Below are 20,276 nucleotides of genomic sequence, written 5' to 3'. Positions count from 1 at the left end.
GCGCATTCCAATCCAATCGATCGTCGAACCGGCCATACCAATCAGTTACGAAATCATCGCTGCGACGATGCCTTGATTTTTCCGGTTTGTCATTCACAGCGAATCATCCGATGCTCTCATAGTCCGCCAACTTACTGAAATTCGTATATCCCCGCGACCTGTATATTTCGCACCCGCCCAATATTTAGGCCCCTCGTAAATGCGCCACAACAAGAGCACTAATTGCGGAGAGTACATCAGTCAATCTCTGGAGTTGAGCTTCAAAGCGTGGCAAGATGAGTGAGATGGAACACTCTAAGCATTCATTTCATAAATTGGATTCGTACATCTCTATGCCCCGGCTCGGCGGCCTAGCTCTCTCCCCTGATGGAACGCGCCTGGTCACGACCATGAGCACCCTATCCGAGGACGAAACCAGCTACGACAGCGCCTTGTGGGCCATCGATCCCAAAGGCCAAGCCCCGGCACGCAGGCTCACCTTCGGAGAACAGGGCGAATCGCAGCCCCAGTTCACCGCCAGTGGCGATCTGCTTTTCGTGGCCAAGCGCTCCAGCAAGGACGACGCCAAGCCCGAAGGCTGGTTGCTCCCGTCCGAAGGCGGTGAAGCCCGCCCGGTCATCTCCCACCCGGCCGGCGTCCACTCTCTGCAGGCCTGCGAGCAATCCCCACAAACCATCGTCCTGCGCACCAGCGCTCATAGCCGCGTCAAGGACCTTGAAGCCGAAGAGAAACTGCGCACGGCCCGCAAGGACAAGAAGGTCTCTGCGATTTTGCACACCGGTTATCCGGTGCGCTACTGGGACCATGACCTCGGCCCATCCACCCCGCACCTCTACACCGGCACACTTCCAGAGAATCAGGATTCTGCCCGTACCGAGCTCACGGATCTAACCCCGGGCATCGGCGCGAACCTCCAGGAGGCCGCCTTTGATGTGGCACCCAATGGCGAATTCCTGATCACCGAGTGGCAGGTGAACGAAGGACGGGCCTCCCTGGCCCCGGGCCTCATGCGCATCGACATGCACAGCGGCGCCCAGGATCTGCTCCTGGCCCCAGATGACACTTTTGAGTACACGCTGGGCAAGATCAGCCCAGATTCCAAAGAGCTGGTCTACGCTCGCTGGCACCGCTCAACAGCAGATACTGCACCGGTCTTCGAACTGTGGCTGATGCACTTGGCCGATGGATCCACCCACCAGATTGCTGCCGGTTGGGACCGTTGGGTCAATGACATTCAATGGGTTCCCAATGGGCGTTCGCTGCTGCTGATCGCGGATGACAACGGGCACAGCCCGATCTTCCACCTGAGCCTGTACAACGACAAGATCACCCGGCTGACCGACGAAGGCAGCTTCACAGACGTGGCCATCAGTCGTGATTCCCGCACCGCCTACGCACTGCGTTCCAGCTACCTGTACCCTGCCGAGCCGGTGGCGGTGGACCTGACCCATGTCCACGAGCTTGAAGCCGGCGACTTCGCCGATCTGACCCAGCTGCTCTCCCCTGCGCCCCGCCCGCAGCTTCCTGGAACACTGGCTGAGGTCACCACCACCGCGGAAGACGGTTCCACGGTGCGCGCCTGGCTGGCGTTGCCAGAGTCGGCATCGGCACAAAACAAGGCACCGCTGCTGCTGTGGATCCACGGCGGGCCGCTGGGTTCGTGGAACGCATGGAGCTGGCGCTGGAGCCCCTGGCTGTTGGTGGCCCAGGGCTACGCAGTATTGCTGCCCGACCCTGCCCTGTCTACCGGCTACGGCCAGGAATTCATCCAGCGCGGCTGGGGCCGCTGGGGCCAAGAACCATTCACGGACCTGATGGCCATCACCGATGCGGCCGAGGCCCGCGAAGACATCGACGAAGCCCGCACGGCTGCGATGGGTGGTTCCTTTGGCGGCTACATGGCCAACTGGGTGGCCGGACATACCGACCGCTTCAAAGCCATCGTCACCCACGCAAGCTTGTGGGCACTGGAGGGCTTCGGCAAAACCACCGATGCAGCCTTCTACTGGACCCGCGAGATGAGCCCGGAAATGCGCGAGCTGAATTCTCCGCATCATTCGGTAGGCAATATTGTCACGCCGATGCTGGTGATCCACGGCGACAAGGATTACCGAGTGCCCATCGGCGAAGGACTTCGCTTGTGGTACGAGTTGCTGGCAGATTCCGGTTTGCCGCAAAAGGAAGACGGCAGCACCGAGCACCAGTTCCTGTACTTCCCGGATGAGAACCACTGGATCCTCTCCCCGCAGCACGCCAAGATCTGGTACGAAGTAGTGACCGAATTCCTGTCCCAGAAGGTCTTGGACAACGCGCCTGGCGAACTGCCCGAGCTCCTGGGCTAGCCACATCACGCACCGGCTGCCGGGGTAGCGCTTACTGCTGCCCCGGCAATACCACCGGCTGCGGCGCATCCCCGCCGGCCCCGCGGCTGGCCAGAACCAGGTCGCGGGCACGCTTGGCCACGTCTGCATCGCGTTCATCGAGCAGGGCGACCAGGCGTTGCAAATGATCAGCCCGTGCGGCATAACCCGAGCCAAGACGCTCGGACAGGCTCATGGTGGACAGTTCCTCGGCTTCGCGCCAAGCCATCATCAGCGCGCGTTCGAAGAGACGCTGCCCCGCTTCATCAGCATGCCCCGACTCCGAGGCACCCAAAACAGCTACGGCGTTGATCTGCGAATCGTCCAGGCCCAGGGCCAAGCGCTCCAACCGCCGCCGTGCCTGTTGCAGCGAGCGCGAACCGCGGGAGAACCGGTTGAAGCGCGAGGTGGCACCCAACAGGTACTGAACCAGTTGGATCAGGTTGAGCACCGTGAAGAAGAACATGAACGTGAGGATCCAGAACAACAACGTCGCGTTGTAGTCAGGTTCTTCATATCCAGCGCGTTTGAGCACCGTCGCGAAGTCCTCGGCCGCATGGGCCACTTCCATCGACGGGTATCGGGATTCATAGATGCTTCCGTACTCCCAACCGCTAGTTGATCCCCACGAGGCAGTCCCGCTGATGACAGCACCTGATATCAGGCCGGGCATGATCCCCTTGCCTTCGTCGGTGATCAGCAACGGAATAATTGTCAGGTTTTCGGGCAGTTCCTGGCTTACTGGATCCATCCGATCCTTGTATTCGTTCTTGATCCTCCAAATGGCCTGCCGCACGCTTTGAGGCGTTGACTCGCGATATTCCGAGCCATCCCTGTTGTGCAGCTCCAGATAGGATTCCGCGTCGCGAACGGCTACCAACAGGTGCTGTTCTACCTCGAAGTCTTCTTCCATGTACCGGCGGATCTCGGCCTCGTCAATCAAACCGGCCTTGTCATCGAATTCCAAGAACATGCCTTGGCCCGACCCATCGTAGGTTGCCTGCGGTTTTTTGGTCACCGAGTACACGATGCTTCCCGCAGCAATGAGGCTGGCGCATAGCAGCACCGCGAGCAAGCCAATGATTTTGGCCCGGCCAAGTTTCCCGGGTTCATCTTTGCCATGGGGCCGTGCCTGAGCCAGCTTGGCCAGCAGCCGCGCTGGCAAGGAGGCCTGTTGCGCGTTCGGCTTCTGCTTCTGGTCGGCGCTGAGCGTATCGCCGAGAATTGAACGAGCCACGCTGTTGGCGACATGCAGCTGATGCAGGGCGCCGTGCTGCGAGACGGGTGCCAAGCCCAAGGTCGAGCGCAGCTGGTTATGCTCCGCGCCCACTTCCGGGATGGGCGGCCGCTTCCCATGTGGGTAGCGGCGCAGCTGCCGGATCAGCCGATGGGCAATACGTGAAAGCTGTTCTTCGGCGGCAGACCACGCCTGTACCGCATCGAGCTGCTCGATATCGCCTTGGGCGGCATCGAGAAGTGTTCCTAAAGCCTCGCGAAGTGCTGCCAGATCCGCGCCGGCAACCATCTTTCCCGGTGCGCCTTCGAGGCGAATCAGCAACGCTGTCGCCGCATCGTTGATCGGACTGCTCAGCTTGTCGAAAGTGGAACCGGTACCGGCCAGGCGCGCATGCACCGATCCGGCACCCATGAGGCTGTCAGCCAAGCCGGTCAGCTTGCGCGTGGTGGCTTCAAAGGCCGCAAGCTTCTCGCCGGTTTCCTTGCTCAGGCATTGCTCGCGGTCAAAGAGTGCACCGACCAATGGGTCCTCATTGCGGGCGGCATTCAGCGACAGCTTCTGCAGCTGCATCCATGCTGAGGTGAAACCTTCGGGACGCCTCGAGGCCTCGGTGGCGGCGTATGTGGCCTCCAATGCTTCCAAGTCCAGTACCACGCGGGCCAGCTTGCGCTGGGCCACCGCCAGGCGACGGTGCCTCGATTCCCACCGGGAACGGAAGCGCAACGCAGGAACAAGAAACGCCGCCGTGAGCATGGCACTAAGTCCGACCACGGAGAACCAGAAAATGACCGAGCTCGTCGCCGATCTATCCAGCACCACCGACGCGGTATGCGCGGCGGCGACCACTGCCTTGGATCCATGGCCTACGGAAACATTCTTGGTGAAGGCCTTCTCGATGTCGTAGCTCAAGTCGGTATGCGCATCATCGCTGCCAGCAAGATTCCTGGCCAGCGCTACTCCGCTAAAGCGTTCCTCGACATCCGTATCCTTGGTTTCAAGGTTATCCAGCTTGGAAGAGATGATGATCTGGTTATCTGGAATCTCGCCGCGCAGCTTTTCGTCACCGGTCAGCCAACGGTCCACCAGGATCAGGGTCAGCGGTTGCGAAGAACGCACTGGGTGCGCAGCCAGTTCCGCATCGACGTGTTCCTGGGTGATATTGAAATCTTGTTTTCCCTTGATCTGGACGGTGACTTCATAGGGCAGCGGCACGCTGGCGGCGTGCACTGCGAACCCGGCGCGAACCCCCAGCAAGGTGGTCACCAGAGCAAGAAAAATCGCTGCAAAAGCCGTCCAATGATAGGGACGGCGCAAGCGTCGGCCCATCGAATCGTGCATCAATCGTGCGGCCATCAGTGCTTCCCGCCATCCTGCCAGAAGGTCCTGAGCACCGAAATCGGATCGTTGGTTTTGGCTGCCGAGCTGGGCAGGAAGGAGCGCATTTGCTCAACCAGCTTTGCCTCGGCCTTCACCTGGGCTGCTTCTGCTTGAGCCAAGGCACCATCCATCAATGAATCCAGTTCGTCGCGCAGCACCCACAGGTCTTCCAGCAATTCGGCGGCCTGCTGCACGGTGGGCTTGGACTTTGCTCGTTCGTGGAACTGGTCGAGTGCATCGGTGTGGGTGACAATTGCCGTGCGAACCTGCGGGGCAATATCCAATTGGGCGGCCCCGTCGCCGTCGAGGAACCGCACCAACAGCTCCAGCCCGCCTCGGTGCTGTTCAATGATCTGGTTCCACGACTTCACAGAGCTGCTGGCCGGTCCCTGCAGGCTGCGAGCTAGCTCAACTGCCCGGCGCAACAGGGAAAGGCGTTCGGACTGCTGTTCAAGTTGCTGTGCCTGGGCTTCAGAAATTCCAGCACCAGCGCTGGTGTCGACGAGGCTGGTTGTGTGTGAATCATGGCTGGCAAGGGCCTGCTCTCGCTGCACCTGGATTTCGTGCAAGGTCAGGGCGCTGCGATTTCCTGGCTGCACGTCAAAACGCGTGGCCGGAATGCGCCGAAGCGCATTAAGATCCTGCTGAATAGAGGATTCCCAGCGTTCGGCCTGTTTGGTTCGCTTTTGGGCAGCCGCTTGCAGCAAATTGCGGCGCTTCTTGCGCAACCCGAAGGACACGAGCACGGCAACGATGAGAGCCAGCACTCCGAAGACGATCGACAAGGCGATCTTCTGATCCAGCGGGGCACGAAGGTTTTCAGTGGCAGACATCGCGACAGCGCTGATTCCATCGGTGTAGTCGCCAGCTTCAAAGTCCGCCTTGCCAGCTTCCAGGATCTTGTCTTGGCTGCCTGGTTCGGTTTCCCTGACGTTGCGCCCGGGATCAACAAAAACCTCGACTTCCCCATCGGCCGATTCCGGAAGCATCACGCCCACCGCAATCCAGCCCTCGCCTACGTAGCCTTTGGTTTTTCCGTTCTCCAGCCAGTCATCGCTGAGCGCGTCGCTGTCCCCGAACATCAGCATGCCACGGACGAGTTGGCTCGCGCCTTTGAGGTTATTGGGCTTTTTATCTACACCGAGAAGAATCTTGGCGTTTTGCCCATCCACTGCCTCACGGACTGCGTCCATGATTTTTTGTGAATCGATGTCATCGATCGCTGCATCCGTCACGGCCAGGTAGAACTTGCCTTCTTGGGAAGTGACCGAGGGGATCAAGATGGTGTCTTTGTCGTCTGACTCGCTGCTTGGCGACGACGACGGGTATACCGGTTCAGAAGAATCAGTGGAAGCTGCCCAGACGGCGCCCTGCACCGGAGCACTGACCGCGCCAATGCCCAGGGTGCCCGCCATGGCCACCGCACTGGCCAGCAAAACAGTGTAGCGAAGTGGTCGTCCACGGCTGAAGCGAGTCATGAAATCTACTGTATCAACAGTGCGTTGACTAACTATTGCGGTTCGCCGCGGGGTACTCCTAGGTTTGCAACTCAGTCCAGTTGCGCCCGGCCCTGCCTAATTTATCGGGGTTCGAAACTTGCATGATGCGCTGGATGGATCCCGAGACAACATCAATGACCAACACGTCTTCCCTGCCCTCCATGGCGAACAGCAAAGCCGGCTCGCCATTGATGTGGCCGGTGCAGATACGGCGCCCAGGGTTCTTTCGATCCACCCCAATCATGAATCGAGCGATCTTTTGCGCGCCATAGACCGGATTAAGCGCGGCACGCACCTTCCCGCCGCCGTCGGAGTAGAGCACCGCGTCCTGGGCCAGCAACCTGACCAGCCCGTTGATGTCGGCACGATGGATGGCTTGTACGATCTCGGTCAGCAGCGACGCGACACGGGAGACTTCAAGTTGCGGGGCTTGGGCTTGGCCGAGCTTCTTGGCGGCGCGGCTGAGCAATTGCCTCACTGCTGCCGGCGAGGTTTCCAAGACCGGGGCGATTTCGGCAGCGGTATATCCCAGGGCATGGTGAAGCACGTAGGCAGCCCGGGACTGGGCTGAGAGCTCCTCGAGCAGAAACAGGACGCCGAGCCGCAGCATCGAATCGTTGATCGCGGCCTCTTCGGGCAGCGCATTCTGGTCGATCGGCTCGGGAAGCCAGGAGCCGACATACTCGGTGCGCTGATGCTGGGCCGAGCGCAGCACATCAATGGATCGGCGGGTCGTCAGCGTGGTGAGGAACCCTGGCCAGTTCTCCACTGCGGCGACCTGATGGGGCTCAAGCTTGAAAACCTGTTCACCGACTGCGGCAACCACGTCTTCCGCTTGAGCCCACACGCCGAGCATGTTGTAGGCCAGCATCGTCAGCCGGGGCTTGGCCTCTTGCCATTGCTCCAGCGCCATGCGGGCTTCGCGTTGTTCCACGCGCCCGATCGTATCAGCAGGTCCTGCCATTAACCGCGTACTGGTGGTTCGAGCTGAGTGGTGATGGCGATGCGGTTCCAAACGTTGATCGTGGCAATGGCCAAGATCAGGTTTCCGATTTCTTCTTCGCTGAATTCTTCGGCCGCGTCGTTGAATACCTCGTCGCTCACACCGTGCATTGCATCCAGTCGAGTGACCTCGTCGGTCAATCGCAGGGCAGCACGCTCTGCGTCGCTGAATAGTGGCGAATCGTTATACGCGGCCACGGCGAAGAGCTTGGCTGCAGGGATGCCCATGTTCATCGCATCATGCGAGTGCATGTCCGTGCAGAAAGAACAGCCGTTGAGGATTGATGCACGGAGCTTGACCAGTTCATAGAGTTCCTTGGGCACCGCGGAACTGGCATAGGATTCCAGTCCCAAGACAGCTGCGTAGCCCTTCTTGTGGGTCTTGCTCAAGTTCATGCGCATGGCATTGCTCCCGTTCTTTCGGCGTTCACGGCAATTTTTATGCCCTCAATAGATACGTCGTTTCAGGAGCTTTAACTGTGACACCCCCGGGGAAAAACTTTTCAAAGTTTTTCCCCGGGGGTGCCAGTGCGGTTTGCTAGTCGAGCAGCATTGCCGGTTCCTGCAGGATGGAAGCAACGTCAGCCATGAAGCGGGCCGAAAGGTCGCCATCGACTACGCGGTGGTCGAAAGACCCGCCCAGTGTGGTGATCCAGCGCGGAACCACCTCGCCGTCTACAACCCATGGCTTTTGGCGGATGGTGCCGAAGGCAACGATGGCCACCTCGCCCGGGTTGATGATCGGGGTGCCGGTATCAATGCCCAGCGCGCCGATGTTGGTGATGCTCAGCGAGCCGTCGCGCATATCCTCTGGACGAGTCTTGCCAGCACGGGCCGTGGTGGCCAACTCGTTCAGGGCAATGGCCAGTTCCTTCATGTTCAGGTTCTGGGCGTCCTTGATATTCGGGACCAGCAGGCCACGCGGCGTGGCCGCGGCGATGCCCAGGTTCATGAATCGCTTCTGGTGGATTTCGGCCCCGTTTGGCGTTTCCACCCAGCTGGCGTTCACCGATGGGTTTCGCGCCGCGGCCCAGATGACTGCACGAGCCAGCACCAGCAGCGGCGAAACCTTGATGCCTTCGAAGTCGCGGGACTTCTTCAGGCGCTGCACGTATTCCATGGTGCGGCTTGCATCCACGTCAACGAAGATCGAAACATGCGGGGCGGTGAAGGCCGAATCCACCATGGCCTTGGCCGTGGCCTTGCGGACGCCGCGCACCGGAGTGCGCTCCACCCGGGCGTCGGCCAGCTGGCCGTGCGCCCAGTAGGTTGGCGCTGCCGCATGCTCGGCCTCGCGCTGGGCTTGGTAGCTGTTCACATCTTCGCGAGTAATCTCGCCCTGGGTACCGGTGCCGACAACATCATTGATATCGATGCCCAGTTCCTTGGCCAGGCGACGCACCGGGGGCTTGGCCAGCACGCGGTCGACAAAGCTCGCCACCGCAGGCTTGCGGCGGTCCACTTCTTCGCGTACGACGCTGCCCAGCGACTGGGCACGTCGGGAGATGGTATCCGCCAGTGCCGAACCGGAAGTGCGCACCGCTGCGGCACGGGTGCCTGCGGCCGAGGGGGCCGGACGGCTGGTGCGCTGGCGGCGTACCGACGAGTCCGCGGTGGGCCCGGAGCCGACCAGCGGGCCAGGTTCTTCCGAAGCCTGCGGGGTTGCAGTGTTCAGTGCTTCCGCCGGTTCAGGCACACCGGTTGGAGGTGCGGCGTTGCCGTCCTGGTCGATGCTGATCAGCGGGTGATCCACCAAGACGGTGTCGCCTTCGGCGGCATGCAGCTCGGTGACGACACCTGCGAAAGGGCACGGCAGCTCAACGAGCGACTTTGCGGTTTCGATCTCGACGAAGATTTGGTTGACCTCGACGGTATCGCCCACCTTGACTTTCCACGAGGCGATATCTGCTTCGGTCAGACCTTCGCCCACATCGGGGAGGTTAAAAACTGTCATTTCTACTCCTTGGGTCCCGCTTTAGTAAGCGAATGACCGGTCGAGGGCTTCGAGCAACTTGTCGATGTCAGGCAGGTACTGCGACTCGACCTTGGATACCGGGTAGGGCATGTGGAATCCGCCGACGCGCAGCACCGGTGCTTCCAGGGAAAGGAAGGCGCGCTCGGTGATCCGGGCTGCGATTTCGCCGCCGATTCCACCGAAAGTCGGGGCTTCGTGTGTGACGATCAGCCGTCCGGTCTTCTGCACCGATTCGGTGATGGTGTCAAAGTCGATTGGGGAAATCGACCGCAAGTCGATCACCTCGATGCTTCGGCCATCTTCCAACGCCGCATCTGCGGTGGCCAGGGCAATAGGAACCAGGGGCCCGTAGGCCACGATGGTTGCATCAGTGCCGGGGCGAACCACCTGTGCTTTGAAGGCGTCCAAGGCCGGCGTTTCGGTATCCACCTCGCCCTTGAGCCAGTAGCGGCGCTTTGGCTCGAAGAAGATCACCGGGTCCTGGCAGGCTGCTGCCTGCTGGATCATCCAATAGGCGTCATGGGCGTTGGACGGGGTGATAATGCGCAGACCTGCGGTGTGGGCAAAGAGCGCTTCCGGGGATTCGGAGTGGTGCTCGATGGAGCCGATGCCGCCGCCGTAGGGGATGCGGATGACCACTGGGGCGGTCAGGCGTCCTTCTGAGCGGGCATGCATTTTGGCCAGCTGGGTGGTGATCTGGCTGAAGGCCGGGAAGACGAATCCATCAAATTGGATCTCCACCAGCGGGTTGAAGCCCCGCAGGGCCATGCCCACGGCGGTGCCGACGATGCCGGCCTCTCCCAATGGCGAGTCGATGACCCGGTGGGCTCCGTACTTGTCGATCAGCCCATCGGTGATGCGGTAGACGCCACCGAGGCGTCCGATGTCTTCGCCCATGAGCAAAGCTTTGTCATCGGATTCCAGGATCTTGTCCAGGCCAGTGGTGATGGCCTTGGCCAGGGTCATTGTGGTGGTCATTTACTGCTCTCCCTCGGCCGCATCTGCGAATCCGGCTTCATATTCCAGGTGCCACGCCAGTTCTTCCTTGATCAACGGGTGCGCTTCCGCGTACACCTGCTCAAAGGACTTCGCCAATGGCGGGACAGGGAATGCCATGGCGTCCTCGCGGACCTTGGCGGCCATCGCGTCAGCATCTTCAGCGAGCTGTTCAAAGAATGCGTCATCAACCAGGTTGTTGTCGCGCAGGTAGGTTTCCAGGCGGATCAGCGGATCCTTCGGCGCCCACTGCTTCTCTTCTTCGCTCATGCGGTACTTGGTGGGATCATCCGCGGTGGTGTGCGCGCCCAGGCGGTAGGTCACAGCTTCAATAAGCACCGGTCCCTTGCCGCTGCGGGCGTGCTCCAGGGCCCAGCGGGTCACAGCGAGCACTGCCAAGACGTCATTGCCGTCTACGCGGACGCCGGGCATGCCGTAGCCGGCCGCGCGGTTTACCAGGGGAACCTTGGACTGCACTTCGAAGGGAACCGAGATGGCCCACTGGTTGTTCTGGCAGAAATACACCACTGGCGCGTCGAAGGAACTGGCGAACACCATCGACTCGTGGGTTTCGCCTTCCGTCGATGACCCGTCACCGAAATAGGCCACGACGGCGTTGCCCTCGGCTGCGCGCCGTTCTTCGTCCCAGCCCTGCTGTTCCATGTTCAAGGCCATGGCGTATCCGGCCGCATGAGGCATCTGCGCGGCAAGAACCATGGTGTACATGTGGAAGTTATTTTCCCGAGGGTCCCACCCTCCACCGGAAATACCGCGGAAGAGGCGAAGCATCTCCGAGAAAGACACGTCGCGAGTCAGGGCGACTCCGTGCTCTCGATAGGTCGGAAAGATGTAGTCGTTCGGACGGGTAGCACGGCCCGAGCCGATCTGCGCGGCTTCCTGGCCACGCAGTGGAACCCAGAGGCACAACTGGCCCTGACGCTGCAGTGCTGTGGCTTCCTGGTCGAACCGGCGGGTCAATGCCATGTCCCGGTAGAAACCGCGGAGCATTTGATCGTCAACGTCACCCAGATACGCATCGTACGTTTCGTGGGAGTGACGCTGGCCGTCCGGGGTCAAGATCTGAATCAGATCCGTCTCCGTCGCCTCAGTCGCAGCACGCGTCATATATCTTCCTTTGATCTTAAATATGCCCCACAAGGAATACATTCCGCATGGGACATATACGGCTTGTCTAACTCCTAAGCCTATAGCCATTGACTGCTAAAACGCGAGACAACAGCACCAATCAGCTATGCGCCAAGTACAGTGATTCCTTGCACAGCTCGATGAATCGATTGTTCGCTTCCACTTCACCAATCGATACCCGCACGCCTTCATTGGCAAAACCGCGCACCGAAAGCGCCACCGCATTCGCCCGCTCAACGAACTGGCCAGTATTCTCCCCCAAAGGCAGCCAGACGAAGTTCGCCTGGGTTGAAGGAATCTTCCAGCCCTGTTCTTTTAGCGCTGCCACCACGCGCTCACGCTCTTGAACCAAGGAATCAACGCGTTCGAGCACCCGGTCAATCTGCGACAGCGATGCGACCGCCGCGTCCTCGGCAACACTGGATACGGCAAAAGGCGTGGCCATCACACGAAGATTGTTGGTGATTTCCGGGTGGGCCACCGAGTACCCTACGCGGAGGTTCGCCAGGCCGTGAGCCTTGGAGAAGGTGCGGAGCAACACAACGTTCTCATGTTCGTTGTAGGTATGAAGTCCATCCACCGACTTCTCATCGCGCACGAACTCGATATACGCCTCGTCCAGGACCACCAGGACGTTTTTGGGTACTCGTGCCAAGAAGTCATCAACTTCGGCCTGAGTCAGGATGGGTCCGGTCGGGTTATTCGGCGTGCACAGCAAAATGATCGACGTGTTTTCGTTGACGGCGGCAATCATCGCTTCAAGATCGTGGCGTCCATCTTCCAGCAGCGGAATCTCCACGGGAAGCGCGCCAGCAGACTGAACGAGGATCGGGTAAGCCTCGAAAGATCTCCAGGCGTAGATCACCTCATCTTGAATGCCGTCTTCGTTCTGCCCTGCGAAGGTGCTCAGAATCTGGGTCAAGGCTCCGAGCGACCCGGCACCCGTGACAATATCCTCGGCGGGAACGTCCAGATACTCTGAAAGGGCCTCGCGCAGCTTGGTCGACAACGGGTCTGGATAGCGATTCAAGCTGCTTTGCTCAATCACTGCCTGTTGCACGGTATCCAGTGGACCAAACGGGATCTCGTTCGATGACAATTTGAAGGCGGCCATGCCTTCTACAGATGCTGGCGGCTTACCCGCAGCGTATTTTGGCAAACGTGCAACGACGGGGCGTGGCTGCACCTGGTCCTGGGTCACCGGATTCTCAGTCATAGCTAAAGCGTATCCTCCATCTGGGGCCTGATTACATCCGATCCACATACCTGTCTCAGCTTTTTATGACAGAGTTAAAGCATGAGCTTCCTCATTCGAGTCATCATCAATGCTTTGGCCCTCGCGGCCGCTGTCTGGATCGTTCCCGGCCTGCAGATTCACGCTGTCGGTGACGGAGCAGTCAACACCGCAGTCGCGTATCTGGTTGTTGCAGTCATCTTTGGCCTGGTCAACGCCCTGGTCCGCCCCATCGTCAAGTTCTTCTCCTTGCCGATCACCTGCCTGACGCTGGGCTTGTTCACCATCGTGATCAACGCGCTGATGCTCCTGCTGACATCGTGGCTGACCAGCTTCACTCCCATCGAGCTGCTTATTGAAAATTTCTGGTGGGATGCCATTGCAGGCACCATCATCATTGCCATTGTCTCGGCGGTCCTGGGACTGTTCGTCAAGAGCGACAGGGACTAGCAACGGCGGTACGCCCCGTGAGCCAAAGGAGTGCGGTTTCCGTATCGGAAACCACACTCCTTTTTTGTGTTCGGAAAGAGTCAGTGAGGCGGAGCCATAGTCTTGAGCTTTTGCACCGTTTCTTGCTGGTCCCGCTTAGCCTTTGGACGCCGAACGCGTTCTATCTTGAATTTCCTGGCTTTCAATGGCGCCCGTGGCAGGTGAAACTGCCGGAGCTGCTCTTGGATTTCAGGTTTCGGCTTTTCATCCAATTCGCGCAGGTGATCGCCGTAGTTCTTGAGCTGATGCGGTGTGCCGAACAAAGAATGCTCCTCGAGCTGCGGCTTGATCGTCTCCTTCGGTCCATCAAAGATCGTCGTGAAATGGTTCCGGCCCCGATTCTTATTCGGTGTTCCATCGGTTCCAGGGACCATATCCCTCGAATCCTCGATCGACAGGCTGCGTACATGATCGGGAATGTCGATATTTCCAATCGGCGATCCCAGCGTGATCATCTTGTTCATCTTGTACTTGCGATTCAAGAATATGTTCCTCATCAGTTGGGCCACGTGAATCCCGCCCTGCGAGTAGCCAGAAAGGATGATCTCATCTCCTTCCCTGGCGCCGCTGGCTTCGATGGCCTCATCGATGACTCCTACGTAGTTCTCCGATTCACGACCTAATCCGTCGACAATTCCCCACTCATCAAAGCCATTCTTGAATCCATCCCTTTCTTGAGTTCCTGGAAGGATCACCACATAGGTATTCTCGTCGGCCTCCACCACCATGAATTTCCCGTTTTCTTCGGGACCCTGGCCTTCGAGCATGCTGTGTAATTCGAAGTAGCTTTCCATCCCTCCGCTCACTTGCACTAATTGCACAGGGTCTTGCTCCGTAATGACTATGTCGGTATCCCGGTGTGAACTGAAGTAGCGGATGAACTCGGCAAGTTCCTTGGTCTGGTGTTCAACCTGATCCCCAAAGCTCTTGTCCCACCCCAGCGCCAGGTCAGGGCGGCTGATCATCAGCAAACGCAGAATGGTCTCCATATGAACGGTGGGAGGACGCATATTGTTGTTCCGGATATCTTGAATGACCTCGCCAACTTTTTGCACGAAGGTAGCAGCAAGAATCTGGTGTTCTACCCGGTTCTCGGCGGACTCGTAATTCTGCCCGGCCTGCCCCATGGCCTCGGTCAGCTCTTGGCTCTCGATAGCCAAGGAACCTGCCTGCATCATTCCAACGCGCAGTTGCAGATCCAGCGCATCCAAGCTGGGGCTTCGCACCATCGTGCCGGCAGCCATGCCGACCGCGGCCAGTTCATTTTGGCATCTGGCCGCGATGCGCAGCGCGGCCAGAACTTGCTCGCGAACCCCCGCAAGTTCTCGAGTTACCTGCCGGCAGATTTCATGCGCTTGCGCGTAATCGAGCTGGTTGTAATTGACGTCATATCCCATGGTCAGGATGCCAATTTCTGCTGCAAGATCTGCAACTCCAGTTCTTGGATTTCCCGGGTTGCGGCACCCACATACGATTCGGCTTCCGCCAGCTCCCGGTTCAGCTGCTCCAACCAGGTGCTTAGCTCCAAGACCCGGTCATAAAAGGCCCGGCCCGCCGCAGATTTCCAAGTCAACGAACCAATGGAATCAAGCTGCGTAATGGCAAAACGGGTGGTTTTCTGGGCATCATCCAACTGAAAAGCCATCGAGTCCAATGTTGCTGAGAACATCATTTTCCTGCTCCTCGTCATTCGAATTCTGTTGCCCATCATGGCCGTGGACGCCACGAATCAGAGCGGGAATGGCCCTCGATGTGGAAACCTGCATGAAGTAAAAGATGTGAAGGCGGGCAAGGAATGGAAGAATATGGGTATGGCTGAGATTGCGCGCACTTCCCTTGCTAATGAACCACTGGCACTGACTGCCCTCGACGGACGCTACCGCAGCGCCGTGGCACCGCTGGTTGACTACCTTTCCGAAGCGGCTTTGAACCGCGATCGCGTTCACGTTGAAGTTGAATGGCTGATCCACTTGACCGACAACTCCGTTCTTCCAGGCACCTCGCCGCTCTCCGATGAGCAGAAGGCTGCGCTGCGCAAGATCGTCACCGACTTCAATGCTGATTCCGTGAAGGAACTGGCAGAGATCGAAGCGGTGACCGTTCACGACGTGAAGGCAGTGGAGTACTACATCGCCAACCGCCTCGAAGCTATCGGCATTGGCAACCTCAAGCCGCTGGTCCACTTCGGCTGCACCTCCGAAGACATCAACAACCTCTCCTACGCTCTGGGCGTCCAGGGCGGCGTGACCAGCGTTTGGCTTCCAGCAGCCCGCGACCTTGTCGCACAGCTGGCCAAGATGGCTGAAGATTCCCGCGAAGTCCCGATGCTCTCGCGCACCCACGGCCAGCCAGCTACCCCAACCACCCTGGGCAAGGAACTGGCAGTGCTGGCATGGCGTCTGACTCGCCAGCTGGACCGCATCGAGAAGACCGAGTACCTGGGCAAGATCAACGGCGCTACAGGCACCTATGCAGCCCACTACGCTTCGGTTCCAAGCGCCGACTGGCAGCAGATTTCCAAGAGCTTCGTCGAGCACCTGGGCCTGACGTGGAACCCGCTGACCACCCAGATCGAATCCCACGACTGGCAGGCCGAGGTCTACGCAGACATCGCCCGCTTCAACCGCATCCTGCACAACCTGTGCACCGATGTCTGGAGCTACATCTCCATCGGCTACTTCGCACAGATCCCAGTGGCAGGTGCCACCGGTTCCTCGACCATGCCGCACAAGGTAAACCCGATCCGCTTCGAGAACGCGGAAGCCAACCTGGAGATCTCCAACGGCCTGCTCGACACCCTGGGATCCACCCTGGTGACCAGCCGCTGGCAGCGCGATTTGACCGATTCCTCTTCGCAGCGCAACATCGGCACCGCCATCGGCCACTCGGTGCTGGCGATCTCCAACGTTGCCAAGGGCCTGGACCGCCTGTCCGTGGCCGAGGCAGTGCTGGCTGACGACCTGGACCACAACTGGGAGGTCCTCGCCGAGGCCATCCAGATGGTCATGCGCGCCGAGGCCATTGCCGGCGTCGAAGGCATGGACAACCCCTACGAGCGCCTGAAGGACCTGACCCGCGGTCACCGCGTAGACGCAGCTCGCCTGAAGGAATTCGTCGGCGAGCTCGGATTGTCCGCTGAAGCCGAGCAGCGCCTGCAGTCGCTGACCCCGGGCACCTACAACGGCATTGCTTCCCAGCTGGTTGACCACCTGAAGAAGTAGCCTCACGCCATGGGAAAAGCCCGGCGCATCTTGGAGGTCTCCAAGATGCGCCGGGCTTTTCCCATGCACCGCGTGTCAGGCAGCTATCACGTTTGCATCCACTTCGTCTTGTGTTCCACGGCGATGCCATGGAGCGGGAATTGGCCCATGGCCATTTTGAAGTACTTCGAATAGTCTGCCTCGGGGTATCGCACCAAAGCGATCTTGACCTTATGACCGCCATCTGCGGTTTGCCGTCCGGGCAGGCCTGCGTCGCCCGCGACTTTCAGCAGCAGCGAACGATGAAGCTGGGACGGGTCCCACAGGAGCTTGACCTTCGCCTCATTTTTATACTGGATGCTGGTGACTGATTCGATGGACTCCCACGGGATCCGTCGTTCTCCGCGCACCACAATTCCGGATTTCTCGACGATCATGTCGATAGCTTCAGCTCCAGTGCGCTTGAGGCCGGCCAAGGCAGTCGCCGTGCCGATAGCTCCAAAGATCAGTAGCGCTCCGCCGAGTGCGGCTGGAATACCTTGCAGGCCGATTTGAGCTCGGCGGGAGGAGGATTCGGGGAGGTCGTTGCTGATCAGGTAGTAACCGAGGTAGGCAAGTACAGCTCCGATAGCCAGAAGGACCAGGCTTTTCCGCAGCCTCGGCAGGTGGTGGGACGGTTGTGTCACGAACCCGGTGACTTTTGGCGCACCGGATTTCCCTTTGCCCATCAGGACTCCTCTCCCTCATCGTCTTCTGCGAATGAGACCGACTCGAAGAATTCGACCATTGGTTCCATCATGAATCCCAAGGTGGTCAGGTCCGCGTCATAGGCTTCCAGCACGAAAATCATTCCATGGCTGCGTCCAACGGTCCTGATATGTCCAATGGCGGCTGATGCCTGAATTTGGTCGAAGGCGATTTCCTCCGAAGCGATGGTCGATGCAGTTTGCACCACCTTGCCGAAAACCCCGGATTTGAAGGATTCCAGGTGCAAGGGAGTCACCGACTCGTACTCCGGCCTGGCGATTTCCTCCAGGCTCGACTCCGGATCATCCTCGAAGATCGCCAGATGCGCCGTGCCCAAGGCGTGTCCGTCTTCCGGCGAATACCAGAAGGTATGCGAGGATTCCTCGAATTGGTTCACCGCGACGTCAACGGCCAGCTGCCGATAGGTCTCGCGCAAGCCTGCATCATCGGGAATTGCGCATTGGGACAGGTCCTCGGCCCATTCTTCGGGAGTCTGGAAACCATCTCCGGGAAATTCACGTGGCACCGGCAGCCAAAATTCCAGATCCGGCTCGATTTCATAGGCGGTCATTTAACCGGCACCCACTTGAAGCTTCCCAATATCGCATATCCCAGCTGCCGCAGCCCCTCATTCATTTCTTCCTGTTTCAACTGATCTAACTCAGCATAGGTGTACAACAGCCAAAGCCCTGCCTTGGGATCAGGATCGACACCGCCATCTGGCAACGGGCGGGGCACCACCATATTTATGCCATGGCTTCGGAGTTCCGGGGCGTCCTTCGCCCTGGTACTGGTGTTCCAATGGTACCAATCAGCACCTTCGACGGATTCCGTCTCTACCGCAATTCCCCGAGCTGCGCTGCGAACGGCTTCGTCCAACGTGCCGCTCGGGCCGGTTTTCAGCGGTGTCACGATTAGCGAAACCGGCCAGACACCTGCCTTGCCGCGTTCGGCTGGTATCGCGAAGCTAAGCGATCCACGCCGACGCAAGTCCTCGAACATCTCGTGGACCTTTTGGCGGAGCATGAGCACGACATCGGCACGGCCACTCGCCCTGGACTCAGCCGTGACCAGCTTCACCAGGGCCTCTTCGAACTCTGCGTTGGTTCGGAATTCACGCCAACCAGGAGGAAAAACCATATGGTACCGGATCCCGGCAGGCGCTGGGCTAGCTTGCATTTGCTCTTGGGCCATGACTTCTCTCCGCCACCACTCGATATTTGCAGCCTGGAACCAGTCCAGGGAAATCAGCCATTATTTTTTGTTGATCTCGTTCTGGAGCTTAAAGAGGCCCGCCGAGATCACCCACTGGCCAAATTCTTCTCGTTTCGCGATGACGCTCATCTTTTCCGCCCACTGTTCAGCACGTCGTGTCACTTGATGCGGATTGTTTGTCACATATTCTGCCAGAGCGCGTTGCTTCGCCGCTCCTCCATCCAATGCGTAGGTGACGAACATCTTGAACTTGTTCTTTGAGAAGGAATCCTCAAACCCCTCCATGTACGCATCTTTTCGCCGATTGTGGGCGTCGGTGAATCTTTGCTTCTTCACGTCGTTTTGCCGACGGATTTGCTGGCGCCTTGGTCCTTTGCCTTTCACCCGGGTCATGCGTGGGCGTCGTCCAACGGACTTGACCGACGACCTGACGATACCTTTAGCGCTGCTCGTGCGTGTCTTCGTCAGGGCCTTGAAGAAGCCCTTTGAGCCCTTGCCAAAACTGGAAAATACCTTGCCAAAGACACGGCCAAAAGGCACCAATCCAATAATGGCAAATGCCAGATCCGACCAAGACCCATCGCCAACGGCCATCTTGTAGATCTCCATGCCCAAAACAATCACGGAAGCCACCAGCGCAATGGCACCAAGTACCAAGGCGAACGGCCCGGTGACGAAGATCGCCAAAATCGCGGCGCCTAACGCGACGTAGTTGAGGATATCGCCAATGAGCTGCATGGTCGTATCGTCATTTCCCGCGGCCTCAAAAGCATCCTCGATCTTTCCTACGGCCTCGTCGTAGGCATCCTCCCAGTAGGAGACCCGGCCGTCGAATTTACCCCAGAGCTCCTCGAGTTCATCTTCGGCATTCTGGCGCGCGGTCTGGGCATCCTTCAGGCCCTCTGCGGCATCTTCCTTCTGCTCGTCAGTTCCTTCTCCCATGCCGAGGAACCCGTCATGCTCATTGACAAGGCCTTGTGCATCGTCTTCGAGATTCCGCTTTGACTCCGCAGTCGTATTGGCTTCCTGGATATCTTCAATCAAGGTGCTCAATGAGGCATAAGTATCAGCCCCGCCCTGAGCAGTGCACCGGGCAAATGCACCTTGGACGCTGGCCAGCTCTGAGGCATAATTCTTCAGCGCTTCACCCGTGCCGTTATAGCGGATCGCGGCCTTGCGCAGGTCTGGAAAAACCTCTTCGGCTGATTCCCGAACCTTGGTGATGGCTTCGGAGATTAAATCCGTGGTTCCGTTGCTGATGTCTTCCAGTCGATTGGCAGCACGGTCCATGGCCTCGCTAGAGCGAATCAGCTCCATGGCATGGCGATGAATGTCTTCTGCATCTCCGTCAATCAGTTCAAGGCTCTCGCCGGTGATCGGTGATTGCAGGGTCATGACTGCGTTCCTTCTGTTGGTCTGCCGTGTTTACTTAGGAGTATCGCTTTTTCGCGAATTCAGGAATGCTTGTTGGGTTTTCGTATCCCATTCCTTGAATCCGTCGCGGATATTTTTCAACTGCTTATGCACGCCGTCCAGCTTCCCCACCAGTTCGTCGCGCGTGTCATTCCAGTCATTCTCGAAATCTTCAACGCGATCCTTGAGATCCCCTTTGCCCTTGGGGTTACCAACCGATCGCGCGATATCCTTTGCAACCTCCGAAGCATCTTTAAAGTCTGTGATGCTTGCCCCTAGATCGGCAACGATCTCGTCAAGTCGGGCCAAGTAGATGGTATCGCCCACTGGTCAACGGCTCCTTTTTCGATAAATCACGACTACATGAATTGCTTGAACGACCAGCG

General features: G+C 58.9%; 18 protein-coding genes. 3 read left to right on the top strand and 15 right to left on the bottom strand.

All coding sequences use genetic code 11. The annotated features are described in order from the left end of the window. Positions 1-389 precede the first annotated feature (389 nt). Entirely contained in the window at positions 390-2,342 is a 1,953-nt protein-coding gene (locus H6F58_RS02445) for an alpha/beta fold hydrolase (protein ID WP_348536361.1), read from the top strand. 31 nt (positions 2,343-2,373) lie between these two features. Here H6F58_RS02445 and H6F58_RS02440 read toward each other — a convergent pair whose 3' ends face one another. From H6F58_RS02440 to H6F58_RS02405, 8 genes are all read right to left on the bottom strand, one after another. Beyond that, complete coding sequence (locus H6F58_RS02440; RefSeq protein ID WP_195181017.1) at positions 2,374-4,950, bottom strand: hypothetical protein; 2,577 nt, start codon at positions 4,948-4,950, stop codon at positions 2,374-2,376. Then, positions 4,950-6,452, bottom strand: coding sequence for a hypothetical protein (locus H6F58_RS02435; RefSeq protein ID WP_195181016.1), 1,503 nt, complete (start codon positions 6,450-6,452; stop codon positions 4,950-4,952). Before H6F58_RS02435 ends, H6F58_RS02440 begins: the two co-directional genes overlap by 1 nt. A gap of 58 nt (positions 6,453-6,510) precedes the next feature. Continuing rightward, complete coding sequence (locus tag H6F58_RS18365) at positions 6,511-7,407, bottom strand: sigma factor-like helix-turn-helix DNA-binding protein (protein ID WP_206693394.1); 897 nt, start codon at positions 7,405-7,407, stop codon at positions 6,511-6,513. A 29-nt stretch (positions 7,408-7,436) separates the two neighbouring features. Next, a complete protein-coding gene (locus tag H6F58_RS02425) occupies positions 7,437-7,877 on the bottom strand; it encodes a carboxymuconolactone decarboxylase family protein (protein ID WP_146276415.1) in 441 nt (146 codons plus the stop codon). 136 nt (positions 7,878-8,013) lie between these two features. Continuing rightward, positions 8,014-9,429, bottom strand: coding sequence for a dihydrolipoamide acetyltransferase family protein (locus H6F58_RS02420; protein ID WP_195181014.1), 1,416 nt, complete (start codon positions 9,427-9,429; stop codon positions 8,014-8,016). A gap of 21 nt (positions 9,430-9,450) precedes the next feature. Further along, positions 9,451-10,428: an alpha-ketoacid dehydrogenase subunit beta gene (locus H6F58_RS02415; RefSeq protein WP_195181013.1), complete on the bottom strand. Its 978-nt coding sequence runs from the start codon at positions 10,426-10,428 to the stop codon at positions 9,451-9,453. Then, positions 10,429-11,571, bottom strand: coding sequence for a pyruvate dehydrogenase (acetyl-transferring) E1 component subunit alpha (gene pdhA, locus H6F58_RS02410; RefSeq protein WP_195181012.1), 1,143 nt, complete (start codon positions 11,569-11,571; stop codon positions 10,429-10,431). A 121-nt stretch (positions 11,572-11,692) separates the two neighbouring features. Then, positions 11,693-12,808, bottom strand: a complete 1,116-nt coding sequence (locus H6F58_RS02405; RefSeq protein WP_146276419.1) for a histidinol-phosphate transaminase — start codon at positions 12,806-12,808, stop codon at positions 11,693-11,695. Between the two features lie 81 nt (positions 12,809-12,889). Between H6F58_RS02405 and H6F58_RS02400 the strand changes: the two genes are divergently transcribed. Further along, positions 12,890-13,276, top strand: a complete 387-nt coding sequence (locus tag H6F58_RS02400) for a phage holin family protein (protein ID WP_060702699.1) — start codon at positions 12,890-12,892, stop codon at positions 13,274-13,276. Positions 13,277-13,356: 80 nt separating this feature from the next. Here H6F58_RS02400 and H6F58_RS02395 read toward each other — a convergent pair whose 3' ends face one another. Continuing rightward, positions 13,357-14,712 (bottom strand): hypothetical protein, encoded by a 1,356-nt coding sequence (locus tag H6F58_RS02395; RefSeq protein WP_206693393.1) that lies wholly within the window; start codon positions 14,710-14,712, stop codon positions 13,357-13,359. A gap of 2 nt (positions 14,713-14,714) precedes the next feature. Further along, positions 14,715-14,987, bottom strand: a complete 273-nt coding sequence (locus H6F58_RS02390) for a hypothetical protein (protein WP_146276423.1) — start codon at positions 14,985-14,987, stop codon at positions 14,715-14,717. Between the two features lie 139 nt (positions 14,988-15,126). On the opposite strand from H6F58_RS02390, the gene purB reads away from it, so the two are divergent. Continuing rightward, positions 15,127-16,536, top strand: a complete 1,410-nt coding sequence (purB, locus tag H6F58_RS02385) for an adenylosuccinate lyase (RefSeq protein WP_060703501.1) — start codon at positions 15,127-15,129, stop codon at positions 16,534-16,536. Between the two features lie 86 nt (positions 16,537-16,622). Here purB and H6F58_RS02380 read toward each other — a convergent pair whose 3' ends face one another. From H6F58_RS02380 to H6F58_RS02360, 5 genes are read right to left on the bottom strand one after another with little or no spacing between them, the layout of a single operon-like run. Further along, positions 16,623-17,243 (bottom strand): hypothetical protein, encoded by a 621-nt coding sequence (locus H6F58_RS02380; RefSeq protein WP_146276425.1) that lies wholly within the window; start codon positions 17,241-17,243, stop codon positions 16,623-16,625. Beyond that, positions 17,243-17,833 carry a hypothetical protein gene (locus H6F58_RS02375; protein ID WP_146276427.1) on the bottom strand — a complete coding sequence of 197 codons (591 nt, stop codon included), beginning with the start codon at positions 17,831-17,833 and terminating at the stop codon, positions 17,243-17,245. Before H6F58_RS02375 ends, H6F58_RS02380 begins: the two co-directional genes overlap by 1 nt. Beyond that, positions 17,830-18,456, bottom strand: a complete 627-nt coding sequence (locus tag H6F58_RS02370; RefSeq protein ID WP_146276429.1) for a hypothetical protein — start codon at positions 18,454-18,456, stop codon at positions 17,830-17,832. Before H6F58_RS02370 ends, H6F58_RS02375 begins: the two co-directional genes overlap by 4 nt. A gap of 60 nt (positions 18,457-18,516) precedes the next feature. Next, positions 18,517-19,872, bottom strand: coding sequence for a TrbC/VirB2 family protein (locus H6F58_RS02365; protein ID WP_146276431.1), 1,356 nt, complete (start codon positions 19,870-19,872; stop codon positions 18,517-18,519). 30 nt (positions 19,873-19,902) lie between these two features. Beyond that, positions 19,903-20,217, bottom strand: a complete 315-nt coding sequence (locus H6F58_RS02360; protein WP_146276433.1) for a hypothetical protein — start codon at positions 20,215-20,217, stop codon at positions 19,903-19,905. Between the last annotated feature and the right edge of the window lie 59 nt (positions 20,218-20,276).

Origin of the sequence: Glutamicibacter sp. FBE19 (assembly GCF_015524875.1) — a bacterium.
Taxonomy (GTDB): Bacteria; Actinomycetota; Actinomycetes; order Actinomycetales; family Micrococcaceae; genus Glutamicibacter; species Glutamicibacter halophytocola.
This window is presented reverse-complemented; position numbering and strand designations above follow the sequence as displayed.

Coding starts and splice junctions, on each gene's coding strand:
- H6F58_RS02375 (WP_146276427.1), bottom strand. CDS start 17,833: ATGACCGCCTATGAAATCGAGCCGGATCTGGAATTTTGGCTGCCGGTG.
- pdhA (WP_195181012.1), bottom strand. CDS start 11,571: ATGACGCGTGCTGCGACTGAGGCGACGGAGACGGATCTGATTCAGATC.
- purB (WP_060703501.1), top strand. CDS start 15,127: ATGGCTGAGATTGCGCGCACTTCCCTTGCTAATGAACCACTGGCACTG.
- H6F58_RS02400 (WP_060702699.1), top strand. CDS start 12,890: ATGAGCTTCCTCATTCGAGTCATCATCAATGCTTTGGCCCTCGCGGCC.
- H6F58_RS02435 (WP_195181016.1), bottom strand. CDS start 6,452: ATGACTCGCTTCAGCCGTGGACGACCACTTCGCTACACTGTTTTGCTG.
- H6F58_RS02365 (WP_146276431.1), bottom strand. CDS start 19,872: ATGACCCTGCAATCACCGATCACCGGCGAGAGCCTTGAACTGATTGAC.
- H6F58_RS02370 (WP_146276429.1), bottom strand. CDS start 18,456: ATGGCCCAAGAGCAAATGCAAGCTAGCCCAGCGCCTGCCGGGATCCGG.
- H6F58_RS02405 (WP_146276419.1), bottom strand. CDS start 12,808: ATGACTGAGAATCCGGTGACCCAGGACCAGGTGCAGCCACGCCCCGTC.
- H6F58_RS02415 (WP_195181013.1), bottom strand. CDS start 10,428: ATGACCACCACAATGACCCTGGCCAAGGCCATCACCACTGGCCTGGAC.
- H6F58_RS02390 (WP_146276423.1), bottom strand. CDS start 14,987: ATGATGTTCTCAGCAACATTGGACTCGATGGCTTTTCAGTTGGATGAT.
- H6F58_RS02425 (WP_146276415.1), bottom strand. CDS start 7,877: ATGCGCATGAACTTGAGCAAGACCCACAAGAAGGGCTACGCAGCTGTC.
- H6F58_RS02440 (WP_195181017.1), bottom strand. CDS start 4,950: ATGGCCGCACGATTGATGCACGATTCGATGGGCCGACGCTTGCGCCGT.
- H6F58_RS02420 (WP_195181014.1), bottom strand. CDS start 9,429: ATGACAGTTTTTAACCTCCCCGATGTGGGCGAAGGTCTGACCGAAGCA.
- H6F58_RS02380 (WP_146276425.1), bottom strand. CDS start 17,243: ATGGGCAAAGGGAAATCCGGTGCGCCAAAAGTCACCGGGTTCGTGACA.
- H6F58_RS02395 (WP_206693393.1), bottom strand. CDS start 14,712: ATGGGATATGACGTCAATTACAACCAGCTCGATTACGCGCAAGCGCAT.
- H6F58_RS02445 (WP_348536361.1), top strand. CDS start 390: ATGAGCACCCTATCCGAGGACGAAACCAGCTACGACAGCGCCTTGTGG.